Source organism: Pseudoalteromonas espejiana DSM 9414 (assembly GCF_002221525.1).
GTDB lineage: Bacteria > Pseudomonadota > Gammaproteobacteria > Enterobacterales > Alteromonadaceae > Pseudoalteromonas > Pseudoalteromonas espejiana.
Genome location: NZ_CP011028.1, coordinates 2,338,360 through 2,353,471, shown reverse-complemented (window position 1 = coordinate 2,353,471; position 15,112 = coordinate 2,338,360). Strand labels below are relative to the sequence as shown.

Below are 15,112 nucleotides of genomic sequence, written 5' to 3'. Positions count from 1 at the left end.
TATCAATCACATATTGTTTAAACAACACCGCGCGGTAAGCGACAGTCGTGATCTTTGCTTGCGAGTTCAACAATCCAAAGCTCTTCAGCGGTATAGCCGTCTTCGCTTTGAGTAACAACAGTGAACGGAGCCGTTTTCTGTGTTTTAACAGGCGCAGCTGTTTTTGTTTTAGTTTTTTTAGCAGGCGCTTTTTGTTCAGCTTGTGCAGTAGTTTTGCCAGAGCTTAATTCTTTAGTTAGCTCTGCTACATCAGCTAGGCGTAAGTTTTTACCGCCATCGATGCTGTACCAGCCAGGTTTTGTAGTAATTTCAGGTTTTTTACCATTGGCAGCTTCATATGCAGCTTCAAAGGCAGATAAAACTTCTGTTTTGTCTAGTTTGCTCATCAGAGACCCTATACGTTGTGAACACAGATAAAGAAGCCGTATTTATACCTATTTTCCAACTGTTTTTCAATTTTTTGCGATTTTCCTTCCATTTTAAGCCCATAAACGCCAAAATTTGCACAAAATTCAGTGCTTAGTAAGGTAACCAGTATGCAACGTAGAGAATTTAACCAACTGCTAAACGACATTTTAAAACCTCACACAATTAAAGATTTTTGCCCAAACGGGCTTCAAGTGGAAGGTAAAAACGAGATAAAAACTATCGTAACAGGGGTAACAGCAAGCCAAGCACTTATTGACGCAGCAATAGAAAAAAAAGCGGATGCTATTTTGGTTCACCATGGCTATTTTTGGAAGGGGGAATCACAACCTGTAACGGGCATGAAAAAACGCCGGATTGGTGCATTATTAGCGCATGATATAAACCTATTTGCTTATCATTTGCCATTAGATATTCACCCTGTTATTGGTAATAACGCTCAGCTTGCTGATTTACTTGATATTGAAATAGAAACAGGTCTTGAGCCTGTAACAAACAGTGTGGCAATGAAAGGGCGCTTAAAAACGCCATTAACAGGTGCACAATTTGCTGAAAAAATAGCTACTGTTTTAAACAGAGAACCACTTACAAGTTTAGTGCGTAACGAAAAAATTAATACGATTGCACTTTGTACCGGCGGTGGCCAAGGCTACATTGACCTTGCTGCAGAGCAAGGCATTGATGCATACCTCACCGGTGAAGCATCTGAGCAGACTATTCACAGCTCTCGTGAGCAAAACATAGACTTTTTTGCCGCAGGGCACCATGCTACTGAGCGCTATGGTATTAAAGCATTAGGTGAGTTACTTGCAACAGAGCATGGGTTTGATGTCAGCTTTATTGATATTGACAACCCAGTTTAATATCAATTTTTTTGCTAAAACTTTAAAGCGCTTCTGGGTTAATCCAGCGGCGCATATTTATCCATCCATTTCCGAGCACTTCATGTGCGTACTGTGTCACGACTCTTAATGCCTCTGCATTTGGAATAAACTGCTTATATAAAGGAGTAGCGGCAAAGTTGTGGTAGTCAGTGGCTGCAGGTATTACGTCTATCCCTTGGGCGTTAAATAAGCTTTTTGCCCGAGCCATATGCAGCACTGAGGTAACTAACGCTACTTTAAAATCAACAAGCTTAGGGGCTAAAAGTTTTGCCTCTGCGGCAGTATCCATTGCGTGTGGGTTTTGGCTAATGCGGTTTTTATTTATGCCTAAACTAATCGCTGTTTTAAACATAAGCCCACTGTTAGTCACGTTTTTGTAGCCACCCCCTGATACGATAAGCTGTGCTTTAGGGTATTGCTTAGCAAGTTTTACTCCCTCGACTAGGCGGCTAAGCGCACAGTTACCAAGCTGGTTATTAGCACTGAGTGCAGCGTTTGGGTTTATGTCGCAACCAAGTACAACAATTTTATCTATTTTAGGGTGCTTTAACGCATTAAACGTAAGTGAGGCTGGCTCATTATTTTTAATAATTTGATGCGCAAAAAAGGGCATACTCAGTGTGAGCAAAGCCGCTAAGCTCAAACTTGAAAGAACAAGTGCTGATTTACGTCCTTTAAAGGCCATTAACAACATTATAAAAGCAAAAATAGCAAATAAAGGCAGTGGCATAAGTAGGCCACCTATAATCTTTTTTATTTCAAACATAATAAGTAACACAGAGCATAATATTGCTTTATGTTACTTATTAGTACGCAAGTTATCGACCGTTATTTTGCTTACATGTGTTTAAAAAGTGACGATAAACAGGGTTATCTTTCATATCTTTTTTCATTGCTAAATACATAGGACGAGTTAGCCCCAGTGCACCAAGTGGGATTGATTTAATTAGCCCTTGGCTTTCGTACGGTGTTACAAGCCAATCGGGTAGAGCTGCTACGCCCATACCTGCGCTCACTAGCTGAAAAATTAATAAGCCTTGGTCAACATTTTTTAAGGTGCCGTCAAAACGTGCGTTTTGAATAAAGTGTTTAAATATATCTTGGCGCTCACGCGGAATAGGGTACGAAATAATGGTTTCGTTTTTTAAATCAAGTGCGGTTACATACGCTTTTTTAGCTAAATCGTGATCAGGGGCCACTATTAGCTTTAGCTTAAAATCAAATAAATGTGCGTATTCAAGTTTATCAGGCTCGCGAATATCAGATGTGAGTACTAAGTCGAGTTCATCGTTAAGTAAATCAGGAATCGCGTCGTAGCTAAAGCCGCGTTCGTAATCAATTTTTATATCAGGCCAAAAATTATTGAATTCTTTAATTGTAGGTAACAGCCAATGAAAACAGGCATGACACTCAACACTTAAACGCAGTTGAGAAATAGGCTGGTTTAAGCTTTCTTTTAAGCGGCATTTTGTTGCTTCAACTTTTGGTAATACTTCGTTAGCTAATTCTAGTAACAACATACCTTGTGGTGTAAAGCGCACAGGTTGAGTTTTTCTTTCAAATAATTGGCAGTCTAATTTGTTTTCTAAGTCTTTAATTTGATGTGATAAAGCCGATTGCGTTAAAAATAGTTCACGGGCTGTATTAACTAAAGATCCGGTATCTTTTAAGGTCGCAATAGTTTTAAGGTGTTTTATATCAATCATCTTTAAAAATTCTCAAGGAAAAAGTGAGTTTAGCTCAGATTGACTACATACTACGCCTTTACAAAAAACGTTTCAACGTCTAGATGGCTAAAATAATCTACTGATAAGTAAAATAACCGCTTAAAGTTAATTTAATTAATAGCTATGCTAAATTACAAACTGGTTTGATGTGTTAGCTATGAGCTTAGTTCATGTTGTTTTTAGTTGCTTTATCAATTAAGCATGCAATGAAGTTACACATAAGCGCATTAAAGGTGTGTATAAGTTTGACAGGCAATATTTATATGAAAGGAAAGATAGGCTGGTTAAAGTAATTAACCAGCCTAAAGCATTTACAGTGGTTTATTTATTAACGTTATAGCTTGTTGAGCATTTACAGGCTTTGACTTTAAAAAGCCTTGGCCATAATTACATTGCGTAGATTGTAAAATGCTTAGCTGCTCTTGCGTTTCTATACCTTCTGCAACTACTTCAAAGTTTAATGACTGCGCTAAAGACAATATGGCTTCAACTAACGGGTTGTTGGTTTTATTGAGGTGATCAATAAAGCTTTTATCTATTTTTAAAATATGAATTGGTAGTTGATGTAAATAGCCAAGCGCTGAATAGCCCGTGCCAAAGTCATCAAGGCATAATTTAACTTTTAATGGAGAAAGCCCTTCGATAATTTGTGTGGCTAAATCGAGGTTAGCGATTAACCCCGACTCTGTAATTTCTAAACACAAAGAGCCTAAAGGCAGCTGATATTTATTATAAAGCGCATGAATTTGAGCTACAAAATCGAGGCTAGCAAAGTGACGAGATGATACGTTTACCGTTACTTTTAAAAATCGATGACCTTGTTTGTGCCAGTTAGCTATATGTTGTGCAGCAAGCTCAAGCAAATGCAAATCGAGATTTATTATTTGTCCTGTGGTTTCGGCAATAGGAATAAACTCGTTGGGTGGTACAAAGCCTTTTTTTGGATGGTGCCACCTAACCAGCGCTTCAAAACCAACTACGTCACTGTTTGCAATAGTAAAAATAGGCTGAAAATATAGCTCAAATTCGTTGTGTTCTATACCGTGCTGTAGGTCGTTTTCAATGTCTGCGTGGGTTTTTAGTTTTTTACGCATAGTATTGTTAAAAAACTTAACTTGCCCGCGACCACTCGATTTAGCTTCGTACATGGCAGCATCAGCTTGTTGTAGTAATAAGTAGGCTTTATCGTCGGTGCTTTCGCTAAAGGCAATACCTATACTAGTAGATGCTTGAAGTAAGTGACTATCAACATTTAGCGGCTTTGATAAAACGGTATTGATACGTTTAAGCGCTTCGTTTACTTGATTTCGGTGAGTAATGTTCTCCATAAAAATAGCAAACTCATCGCCACCGAGCCTTGCAAATGTATCGGTGCTTCTTACGGTGCCTTTTATAAGTTCGCAAATTTTAATTAAAAAGTGATCGCCTACCTCATGGCCTAGTGAGTCGTTTATACTTTTAAAGCGATCAAAGTCTAGATATAAAAGCGCGTGGCTAGTGCCTTTTTTACCGCGTGATAAACGCAAAATAGCATGCTTAATACGCTCAATTAGCAGTGAGCGGTTAGCTAGACCGGTTAGCTCATCATGCAGTGCTTTGTGTTCAAGCTCTTGGCGCGCAAGCTGTCTATCTATTGCCATACTAATTTGCCTACTTACATAAGTAAGTAGATCACTGTCGTGTTCATTATAGTGCAGTTTATTATCGTAGCTTTGAACAACGATAACACCACTCATTCTATTATTTGCTTTAAAGGGGACACCCAACCAAGAATCAGACAGTCTGCCTACAAGTTTAAAATCACCTTGTTCAATATGTTGTAGGTAGTCATCTTGGTTTAATAACAAAACGCGATCTGATTTTAGTAAATAGTAAGATGCGGTATCTTTTAATTGTTCTTTTGAGATTTTTTTATGAGCATGAGTTTGAATGCCTTCTTCAACTATATATACCAGGTCGAGTATATCGACTTGTTTATCGTATAAGGCAATAAAAAAGTTATCTGCTGGTAACAAGCTATTTATAATGCTGTGAAGTGTTTCAAAAAAAGTGTCTAGGTCGCTGGCTTTATACGTTAGATTAGCTATTTGCAGTAAGCTACTTTCGAGCTTTTGAGCATCGTTTAATTGCCTAACGGTGTGTTTTAAACTGGTAACCGTGTTTACTTGGTTTATTTTTGCACTTAGTAAGTGGGCCACTGTTGTTAGTATTTCTAAATGCGCATTGGTAAAATAGTTTTTTATTGGGTGTTCGCAGTCAATCACCCCAAGTACTTTTTCTTTATATATAAGCGGTACACATAGCTCTGATTGAGCAGGGCGATTATCTGCAATATACCGACAGTCTTTACTTACATCATCAATGATGACTGCTTTACCTGTACTTGCAACTGCACCTGTAATGCCTTCACTAAAGCGAATTATTTTACGCTCAGCTTGGTACTTATCCCGTGCATGAGCAATACCCATAGAGGCGACTTGATTTAATGTATCAGTGTCTCGATCTGCAAGGTAAATAACGCAATCAACAAATCCTAAGCGGTTGACTACTTGTGTTGTAACGTACTCAAATAACTCATCGAGTGTGTCGAGTTGTAATAAGCTAGATGAAAATTGATTAATGATACTGAGTTGATCAGTTTTTATTTCAAGGGCTCTAGCTGCGTCGATTTGATAAGGCATAGGCAATTTATATTATTCTTTTTATTTTTTGATACAGGTACTAAGTTAACTCAATATTTTCTTGAGTACAAAATAAAGCGATTCTTTTTAATAAAATCTTTACTCCAAAACCTCATATGCCTATGATCGCATAAATTCAGCCGTGGAACAAAGTAATGACAAGTAATACATCTAACACCGTAACAACCCTTACTATCACTCGCCCAGATGATTGGCATGTACATTTACGTGATGGTGAGCAACTAAAAGATACTGTGCGTGACATTAGCCGTTATATGGGGCGCGCTATTATTATGCCTAACCTTGTTCCTCCTGCGACATCTACAGAAACTGCGTTAGCTTATCGCGAGCGAATTATGGCTGAAGAACCACAAGGTAACTTTGAACCATTAATGGTGCTTTATTTAACTGATAAAACCACGGCAGAAGAAATAAAAAAAGCTAAAGCGACAGGCAAAATTTTTGCTGCCAAATTATACCCAGCCGGCGCAACGACAAACTCCGATTCGGGGGTTACTTCAGTTAAAAACATTTACCCTGTGCTTAAAGCAATGCAAGAAGTTGGTATGCTTTTATTAGTACATGGTGAAGTAACTGATTCATCAATAGATATTTTTGACCGTGAAAAAGTATTCTTAGAAACAATTTTAGGAGATGTGGTTGCCGATTTTCCTGAACTCAAAATTGTGCTTGAGCATATTACAACTAAAGATGCCGTTGAATTTGTTATGGCTGCACCAAAATATGTAGCTGCAACTATTACCGCGCACCACTTACTTTATAACCGTAATCATATGTTGGCCGGAGGCATTCGCCCGCACTATTACTGCTTACCAATTTTAAAGCGTAATATACACCAACAAGCATTAATGGCGGCTGCTACTAGTGGTAATGAAAAGTTCTTTTTAGGAACTGATTCAGCACCACATTATAAAGATAAAAAAGAAGCCGCATGTGGTTGTGCAGGTGCTTATACCGCGCATGCTTCTATTGAATTATACGCGGAGGCTTTTGAAGAGGCGGGGGCGCTTGATAAACTAGAAGGGTTTGCGAGTCATTTTGGCCCGGACTTTTATGGCCTTGCCCGTAATACAGATACAATTACTCTTGAAAGAAGCCCGTGGCAGGTTCCTGCAAGTTACACATTAGGTGACTCTGAAGTTGTACCAATTAAAGCCGAATCGACTATCGATTGGCAAGTTAAGTAATTTTTAACAGATAAACTAAGCCGTATAACTTTTACGGCTTTTTATTTGTCTAAAATACCCGCTAAATTGCGATATTACTTTTTATCGAGCTTCACAATATTATACCCACCCAGCCTGCTGACACGCTTTGTTACAATTAGGCTTAAAAATTCAGCATCTTTTCACTTAATTTTAGCTTTAAAAATAATCACTTAGATATTTGTGGTTAAATAACGCTATTCTTAATAAATAAATACCAATTAATAGAGCCAAAAAAATATTAATGTGTTAATCTTAACTTGCTTTGAGTTTTTGCGTATTGAATTTACGGATATTGTGCTGCGTTTAAGGTTACCGGTTAGGTTAAAACTTGTTCCTGTACTATACCTCCAGAATTTTGGGCACTGACTCAGGGAGGATATAGCCATAATAATATGGCTGAATTTTAATTATTGACTTACAGGAAAATTTAGTATGTCGGTTACTGGTAAAGTAAAATTTTTCAACGAAGCTAAAGGCTTTGGTTTCATTGAACAAGAAAATGGTCCTGACGTGTTTGTACATTTCAGCGCAATCACTGGTTCAGGTTTTCGCACTCTTAGCGAAGGTCAAGCAGTGACATTCAGCATCAAACAAGGTCAAAAAGGCCCTGAAGCTGAGAACGTAGAAGTAGCATAATTTTAATTATGTGAACCTTAGTTCATCTTGGTGAAGCAGTTTTCTGTTTCACCATAATTCCTAAAAAATATTTCTAAGTTCTACGTCTATCCCCCTTCTATATTTAGTACTAGCAAACACCTTTAATACCATACAACCAAATTTTCAATTAATACACTCTAAAGTTTTTAAAATAGAACCACGCCTTAATATACTGATATGATAGCTAATTAGCATATGCAAACTAAGTAATATGATGTGTGCTGCTCATGTGTACTCGTAAAACCTAAAACCTATTACATTCCATTCGTCAGTTATCGTACTTGTAATTAATCAAAGTAATGCTATGTCATAATAAGGGCCCAACAATAAGGCTGCTGCGTTTTACACTTCTTAAAAAGGCTAACTAAATAGCGAAATTTTTGTTGTCGTTGGCAAAGTTATATTGCCAATGAATGAATCGCTCATCTAAAGGGGCAGCTTTATTAATGCTTTTACTAAATGGTCATATGGTTTTCATGAGTTATTATTTCTGATCTATTGGCTACTTGGCGTTTGTTAACTTTATTGCATTAAAAATTAAACATTTAAGTAAGCGCGTATAATTTTCGGTGCTTTTTTATGCGATAAAGCGCTCAATTTTTAAGTTAAGCCGTAAATAAGCTCATATTTGGTAAAAAAACTGGCTTGTTAGATTCATTAAATTTTCACATTAGTAATATTTTTTGTTTTTTTTAAGCCGCAATTCAGTTTGGTTTATATGTTGCATTTTTGTTTCATGTAAGTGTCTAATTTTTAACTAGTGTTTAATTTTAAAGGGGCTATATTGGGCTTGTTATGCATCCTACTGGTTGCATTTATGTTAACAGTATATTTTTTAATACTTTAGTTTTAGCTTTTTCAAGCTATTTATTTACTTAGAATAGCTAACATCAAGTTGACAGGGCGTATTGCATTTAGCATTATTGGAGGGTTGATATCTATTAAAAGATATCAGGGTTGCCATCCTTAATAGGGTTGGTAATTAAATTATAAAAGTAACATTACTTAATTGGTTGGGAACTATGTCTGTTAAAATCAGAAAGAGTCTTGTAGCAACTGCGTTGGTTGGCGCTTTTGCATTTGCAAGCAGCAATGTGATTGCAGATCCTTTGAATGACGTGCAAAAAGCAGGTCAACAAATTCAAAAGGCTGCTGTTAAGTCTCAAACTAAAATTGACAACGTATACGGTCAAACTCAAGAGCTAATCGCTGAGTACCGTAGTATTGTTGATGAGACTGAACTTATGAAAGTGTACAACGATCACGTAGCACGTTTGGTCGCTGACCAAAACGCGTCAATCGAATCGTTTGACCGTCAAATCGCTACTATCGACAACACTAAACAAAACGTTGTGCCTTTGATGTATCGCATGATCGATACGCTTGAGCAATTCATCAAAGCGGACGTTCCGTTCAATCTTGATTCTCGTCTAGCACGTGTAGAAAGACTTCGTGAAATTATGGCTTCTGCGTCTGTAACGACGTCTGAGAAATTCCGCCTGGTTCTTGAAGCATACACTGTTGAAACTGCTTACAGCTCGGCTGTAACAGCTTCTCAAGGTACTTTAGAAGTTGATGGTAAAAACATTAACGTTGATATCGGTCGTTTAGGTCGTATCACATACGTAGCACAATCTTTTGACTTGAAAAACGCTTGGGTGTGGGACAACAACACTAAAGAGTGGAAAAAATTAGGTGAAGAATACCTAAAACCAGTTAAAGAAGTGATCCGTATGGCGCGTAAGCAAGCGACACTAGAACTTGTTAAACTACCAATCTTTGGCGCGGAGTAATCGAATAATGAAGAAACTATTTAAAGGTTTTGCTGTTGCAGCAGTACTATCTGTTTCTGCAGGTACCGCGCTTAATGCACATGCAAATACTGATGCTTTAGATAAAATTCTTGAGCAAGTAAAGCAAGAACGTATCTCTGAAGGTAAAATCAATAAGCAACGTGAGCAAGAGTTCTTATCAGAACGTGCTGACAAGCAAGCATTACTTAATAAAGCAAAAAGCCAACTAGCTGCTGAAAAAGCACGTGGTGATAGCTTAGCTAAGCAATATGCACAAAACGAAAATACTTTAGCTGAAAAAGAGCAAGCTCTTCAAAACGCTCAAGGTACTCTTGGTGAGATGTTTGGTGTTGTACGTCGTGCAGCGCAAGACGCTATCGGTTCTATCGAAGCTTCACTAGTAAGTGCTGAAAAGCCAGGTCGTGCTGAAGTATTACGTTCATTAGCAGCTGCTAAAGAACTTCCAACAGTTCGTGAACTTGAAGAGCTTTGGATTTCACTTCAAACAGAAATGACTGAGTCAGCTAAAGTTTCTACTTTTGAAACTGAAGTTGCAGGCCTTGACGGTAACTCAGCAGTTAAGCAAGTAACACGTATTGGTAACTTTAACTTAGTTACTGACGAAGGTTACTTAATTTACTCGCCAGAGACTAAGTCTATTCAACCTTTAGGTAAACAACCTGATGGTTACATCTTAGACGGTATCTCTGCACTTGAAGGTACTTCTTCTGATAATTACGCTGGCGTATACGTTGACCCGACTCGTGGTGCAATCTTACGTATCAACACGCAGAAGAAAACGCTTATGGAATACTACGAGCAAGGTGCTGAAGTTGGTTACATCATCACAGTTTTATTAGCTGTTGGTCTACTAATCTTCTTAGTACGTTTCGTTGACTTAGCGCTTACTACTTCTAAGATCAAGTCTCAGCTTAAAAACTTGTCTACACCGAATACAAACAACCCACTGGGTCGTATTCTTAAAGTGTACCATGACAACAAGAGTCAAGACGTTGAAAACCTTGAGCTTAAACTTGATGAAGCTATCTTACGTGAAACACCACGTGTTGAAGCTGGTATTAACATCATCAAGATCCTTGCTGCAATCGCACCATTACTTGGTCTACTAGGTACAGTAATCGGTATGATCTTAACGTTCCAAACAATCACATTGTTCGGTACGGGCGATCCGAAGATCATGGCTGGTAACATCTCTCTAGCTCTTGTAACTACAGCGCTAGGTCTAATTGCTGCATTACCACTTATCCTACTTCATTCAATTGTTGCAGGTCGTAGTAAGTCGGTATTACATATCCTTGATGAGCAAAGCGCGGGTATCGTTGCTACTCACGCGGAGAAGGAGAAAGCCTAATGCTAGTCCTGATGGAGATATGGGAATCTATCAGGGATTTTGTTGGCACAGGCGGCCAGGTATTATACGTGGTCGCGATAGCACTCTTTCTTATGTGGGTTTTAATGATTGAGCGCTATTGGTTCCTACTTGCTGAATTTCCTCGTTTAACGAAGGATATTGTAGCCAAGTGGGATGCCCGCCAAGACACTACGTCTTGGTACGCACACAGAATCCGTGAAGCATGGATTTCTGAAGCGTCTGAAAAATTAGATCAGCGTATGTTGTTGATTAAAACATTAGTAGCTGTTTGTCCTTTAATAGGCTTACTTGGAACTGTAACGGGTATGATCGCGGTTTTTGAAACCATGGCAACTCAAGGTACTGGTAATGCACGTTTAATGGCATCAGGTATTTCAATGGCAACAATCCCAACAATGGCTGGAATGGTTGCGGCACTATCTGGAGTTTTCTTTAGCTCACGCCTTGAGGCAAGAGCGAGAATGGTGAAAGCCAAACTTGTAGATAGCATGCCTCATCACTAGAGAGAGAATTAAATATGGCACGTAAACAACGTTTTCGTGAAGAAGAAGAAGCAGCGGTAGATATGACGCCAATGCTTGACATCGTATTTATCATGCTTATTTTCTTTATCGTAACTACATCGTTCGTTAAAGAGGCTGGTATCGAGGTCAATAAACCTAAAGCGGCCCAAGCTACGAAGCAAAAAAATGCTAACATTTTTATTGCTATTCGCAGTGATGGTGCTATCTGGATTGATAAACAGCAAGTTGATGTTGAACGTGTTTCAGCAAAAATCGAAAGTTTATTAGCAGAACAACCTACTGATGTTGTGATTTTGCAAGCTGATAAAGAAGCAAAGCACGGTACAGTGGTTAAAGTTATGGACCAGATCAAAGCGACAGGTGACAACCTGAGAATTTCAATAGCTGGAGATCAGTAATGATTCGTTTTCTGTTTTCACTGATTGCAGGTGGGGCAGTTACTTTCGGCTTGTTCTACTTCATGGCTTACCTCATCTCTGGTGGGGCTGACCGTAATACTGAACAAAAAGAGCAGATCATAGTCGAAATAATGACGAATCCGCCTGAATCTAAGGTGCAGGAGAGGAAGCGTGTACCGCCTCCGCCTCCGCCACCGCCAAAGCAGCCGCCTAAACCGCAGCCGCCACAGCCGGAGAATAACAATCCTAATCCTGGTGCTATGTCATTTAACATGGGTAGCATAGATGTAGGTAGTTCGGCTGGTGGACTAAGTGGTCCAGGTGCATTTGGACGAGATGGTGATGCGACACCTATCGTTCGTATTGAACCAAAATATCCGACGCAAGCAGCGCGTGATGGTAAAGAAGGTTGGGTACAACTTTCGTTCACGATTGATGAGTTAGGTGGCGTAATTGACGTAGAAGTTATTGACGCAGAGCCGAAACGTATCTTTGACCGTGAAGCTAAACGTGCACTTCGTAAGTGGAAGTACCGTCCTAAGATCATTGACGGAAAACCACAAAAACAAGTTGGTTTACAAGTTCAACTAGACTTTAAACTTAACCAAGGCTAAGGAGGCGAGTAATGAGAAATTTATCTAAAGTAACTGCTCTTGCAATTCTTATGTCTGTGTCAGGTGCAGCTATAACTGCACCTGTATTAGCAGCGCCAGATTACGCTAAAATTGAAGAGCGTAAGAAAGCCAAGACTAAAATCATGGGCGAGCGTACTGGTAAAAAAGTAATTAAAGCATTTGACTTGTACAACGAAGATAAAATTGATGAAGCAATCGTATTGCTTAAAGAGATTGATGCTTCTAATGACTTTGATAAAGCGACTGTAAATCGTTACTTAGGTAGTATGTACGCGCAAAAAGAAAAGTACGCAGAAGCAATCAAATACTCTAGACAAGCAGTAGCTCCAGATATTTTAAACTTCGCTGATCACGAGCAAACTTTAAAACTATTAGGTGATTTATACGCAGGTACTGAAAAGTTTAAAGAAGCCAAAAAAGCTTACACAGCTTGGATGGACTTTACCGGTGAAGAAGATCCGAAAGTTTACACACGTATTGCACAAGCAAACTATCAGCTTGAACAATACCGTGATGTTTTTGAGCCTGCTAACAAAGCAATCTCTCTTCAAAAAGAGCCAAATAAAGGCCCTTATCAACTTAAACTGGGTGCATACTTTGAACTTAAAGATTACCCAAACATGGTTAAGATTGGTGAAGAGATTGTTAGAGTTTGGCCAGACGACAAAAAAGCTTGGGTTAGTTTAGGTAAATATTACCTACAAACCGAAAACTACTCTAAAGGTCTAGCGACCATGGAAGTAGCGTTCAAAAATGGCTATTTTGAAGCTGAAGTTGATTACAAAGTATTATCTAACTTTTATTCTTTAAATGAAATTCCTTTTAAAGCTGCACAAACGCTTGAAAAGGCAATTAAAGAAGACAAAGTAAAGCGTACTAAGCAAAATGTTAACGCTATTGCTAGTAATTACCACCGCTCTAAAGACTTAGAAAAAGCTGCTAAATACTACGAAGAAGCTGCTAAATTTGACGACGACGCTGAGCTTTACCGCAAAGCTGGTTCGTTACTTTTACAATCTGAAAACTTTAGTGCCGCTGTTGTTCGTTTGAACAAAGCGTTAGAGCTAGGCTCTGACAAAAAAGGTACTATTTATTCAGATTTAGCTGAAGCGTACTATTACCAAGCAAAGTATAAGCAAGCTTATGCCGCTATTACTAAAGCTATGGACGACCCACGCACACGCAAGTTTGCAAAAGGTTGGTCTACGTTTATTAAAGATAAAGCCGCTCGCAACGGTGTTAAAATTTAACTTTAATTTGCTTTAGCAACTTTATAAAAAGCCCCTATGGGGCTTTTTTTATTGGAATTTAAAATGAATAAAACACGTTTTTTGTCTGTCCTATTTAGCTTTTTTTTAGTTGCCTGTTCAAAACAGCCCGTGCCTTTTCAAAATTATGATAATGCTCAAGCGAGTATTAAAGCCTTAAATGCGCCTATAAAAGAAACTGATAACGAAACGATTGTTAGTGAGAAGGTTATTTTACCTTTTTCTACACAATACCTAACAAAGCGCCACCGTATTTATCAACGTATGCAGGCGATGGAGCTTACTACAGAGCAAACTAATCAATTAAATTATTTAATTATTGCTGAGCGTTTTCCTGAGCGTTATTTTAGCTGGCCGGTACAAAGTAACGTTTTAAATAATCTATTATCAAAATCGCCAACAGACGCTCAATTTACAAATGCCGCAACATGGGTTAAGTTCACACAAGATCAATTAGATAGCGCGCTGCAAAGTAACCTAAAGCTTAATAAAGTTGAGCTGGGTATTATGAAAGATTATGTGCAAAGTGCGTTGTCAGCTAACTACAACTCTGATGATTTAAAGCAACAGCTCAAGGGTTTCTATAATTATTTAGTAAATTATAAGGTCAGAGGAAGTTTAGGCCTAAGAGGCCTTGCTAATGGTAGTGAGTGGTATCAAAGCAAGCTTAACTATTTTAGTGGCACTGTATACTCGCCGCTGCAATGGGTTGAGCTGCTCAATGAGCAGATTAAAACAACGACTAGCACAAAGCCTTCTCTTACTTACAGTCAAAGCCATACCGTGTCGTTTGTAAGTAAATTTTTAAAAAGTACGCCAATAGTGCAGGGGCTAGATTGGCAAACGAATTATAAAATACTGCCTTCTATGGCAAGTAATGCATCGTTAAATCCGAGCGATAAAAACCTTATGCTAGCACTAATGGAAACCGATGTAGGTATTCATTACCATGCATGGACCCTGCCTCAAGCTAAAGTTAATCTAATTAAAAGACTTTCTGTAACTGAGGATGACGCACAATATCTAGTTGAGGATATTATTCTCTATCCTGCGCAGTCATTTAGTTTTGCTCAGCAGATTGTAAGTTTTAAATAAATAAATCGGGCCATACTGCTGTTTTATAATGTTTAAGTGCGCGTAGCGCACTTTTCACAGCGCTGTGTAGTAGGGTCTTGCTCAAGCATTCTAACAGGTATCTCAGCCTCGCAATCACAACATATTCCATACTGTCCAATTTCAATTTGGCTTATAGCAGCTTCTAATTTCGTCATCCTGATTATTAATTCTTCATATTCAGGGCCTAAATTTTGTGTTGCTGTATCTAGCCACTCATTATGCTGGCTACTAATAATGCTACTGAGTAATTTTTGATGAGTAGGGTGTTTAGATTGGCTCAGCATATTTATAATTGCTGATTTTACTTGGCTTACTTCGGCGTCTAATTTTTGCTGATAAAGCATATCGGTATAACCTTTTAAATGGCGTCACGTTATACCG

At 38.4% G+C, this 15,112-nt stretch carries 15 protein-coding genes; 10 read left to right on the top strand and 5 right to left on the bottom strand.

Annotated elements, in window-relative coordinates; translation table 11 throughout:
* Positions 1-17: 17 nt before the first annotated feature.
* Positions 18-386, bottom strand: a complete 369-nt coding sequence (locus tag PESP_RS10660) for a hypothetical protein (protein ID WP_089348017.1) — start codon at positions 384-386, stop codon at positions 18-20.
* 150 nt (positions 387-536) lie between these two features.
* Here PESP_RS10660 and PESP_RS10655 point away from each other — a divergent pair, with 150 nt between their 5' ends.
* Positions 537-1,289, top strand: coding sequence for a Nif3-like dinuclear metal center hexameric protein (locus tag PESP_RS10655; protein ID WP_089348016.1), 753 nt, complete (start codon positions 537-539; stop codon positions 1,287-1,289).
* A 22-nt stretch (positions 1,290-1,311) separates the two neighbouring features.
* On the opposite strand, the gene PESP_RS10650 is transcribed toward PESP_RS10655, so the two are convergent.
* The 3 genes from PESP_RS10650 to PESP_RS10640 all read right to left on the bottom strand — a co-directional run bounded on the left by PESP_RS10650 (position 1,312) and on the right by PESP_RS10640 (position 5,718).
* The gene (locus PESP_RS10650; RefSeq protein WP_089348015.1) at positions 1,312-2,076 is read right to left on the bottom strand and encodes a YdcF family protein; all 765 of its coding nucleotides are present in this window, start codon (positions 2,074-2,076) and stop codon (positions 1,312-1,314) included.
* 52 nt (positions 2,077-2,128) lie between these two features.
* Positions 2,129-3,016: a LysR substrate-binding domain-containing protein gene (locus PESP_RS10645; RefSeq protein WP_089348014.1), complete on the bottom strand. Its 888-nt coding sequence runs from the start codon at positions 3,014-3,016 to the stop codon at positions 2,129-2,131.
* Between the two features lie 332 nt (positions 3,017-3,348).
* On the bottom strand, positions 3,349-5,718 hold the full coding sequence (locus PESP_RS10640; RefSeq protein WP_089348013.1) for an EAL domain-containing protein: 2,370 nt from the start codon (positions 5,716-5,718) through the stop codon (positions 3,349-3,351).
* A gap of 155 nt (positions 5,719-5,873) precedes the next feature.
* Between PESP_RS10640 and pyrC the strand changes: the two genes are divergently transcribed.
* The 9 genes from pyrC (at position 5,874) to PESP_RS10595 (ending at position 14,710) form a co-directional block, all read left to right on the top strand.
* A complete protein-coding gene (pyrC, locus tag PESP_RS10635; RefSeq protein WP_089348012.1) occupies positions 5,874-6,926 on the top strand; it encodes a dihydroorotase in 1,053 nt (350 codons plus the stop codon).
* 453 nt (positions 6,927-7,379) lie between these two features.
* Complete coding sequence (locus PESP_RS10630) at positions 7,380-7,583, top strand: cold-shock protein (protein ID WP_004588138.1); 204 nt, start codon at positions 7,380-7,382, stop codon at positions 7,581-7,583.
* A 1,043-nt stretch (positions 7,584-8,626) separates the two neighbouring features.
* Positions 8,627-9,397: a DUF3450 domain-containing protein gene (locus tag PESP_RS10625; protein ID WP_089348011.1), complete on the top strand. Its 771-nt coding sequence runs from the start codon at positions 8,627-8,629 to the stop codon at positions 9,395-9,397.
* A 7-nt stretch (positions 9,398-9,404) separates the two neighbouring features.
* Positions 9,405-10,769, top strand: a complete 1,365-nt coding sequence (locus PESP_RS10620; protein ID WP_089348010.1) for a MotA/TolQ/ExbB proton channel family protein — start codon at positions 9,405-9,407, stop codon at positions 10,767-10,769.
* Positions 10,769-11,293, top strand: coding sequence for a MotA/TolQ/ExbB proton channel family protein (locus tag PESP_RS10615; RefSeq protein ID WP_004588135.1), 525 nt, complete (start codon positions 10,769-10,771; stop codon positions 11,291-11,293). The genes PESP_RS10620 and PESP_RS10615 overlap by 1 nt, the downstream gene beginning before the upstream one ends.
* A 14-nt stretch (positions 11,294-11,307) precedes the next feature.
* The gene (locus PESP_RS10610; RefSeq protein WP_006792384.1) at positions 11,308-11,712 is read left to right on the top strand and encodes an ExbD/TolR family protein; all 405 of its coding nucleotides are present in this window, start codon (positions 11,308-11,310) and stop codon (positions 11,710-11,712) included.
* Entirely contained in the window at positions 11,712-12,326 is a 615-nt protein-coding gene (locus tag PESP_RS10605; RefSeq protein WP_089348009.1) for an energy transducer TonB, read from the top strand. The genes PESP_RS10610 and PESP_RS10605 overlap by 1 nt, the downstream gene beginning before the upstream one ends.
* 11 nt (positions 12,327-12,337) lie before the next feature.
* Positions 12,338-13,597, top strand: coding sequence for a tetratricopeptide repeat protein (locus tag PESP_RS10600; RefSeq protein WP_089348008.1), 1,260 nt, complete (start codon positions 12,338-12,340; stop codon positions 13,595-13,597).
* 63 nt (positions 13,598-13,660) lie between these two features.
* Positions 13,661-14,710 carry a hypothetical protein gene (locus PESP_RS10595; protein WP_089349150.1) on the top strand — a complete coding sequence of 350 codons (1,050 nt, stop codon included), beginning with the start codon at positions 13,661-13,663 and terminating at the stop codon, positions 14,708-14,710.
* Positions 14,711-14,742: 32 nt separating this feature from the next.
* Here PESP_RS10595 and PESP_RS10590 read toward each other — a convergent pair whose 3' ends face one another.
* Positions 14,743-15,075 carry a TraR/DksA family transcriptional regulator gene (locus PESP_RS10590; protein WP_089348007.1) on the bottom strand — a complete coding sequence of 111 codons (333 nt, stop codon included), beginning with the start codon at positions 15,073-15,075 and terminating at the stop codon, positions 14,743-14,745.
* Positions 15,076-15,112: the final 37 nt, after the last annotated feature.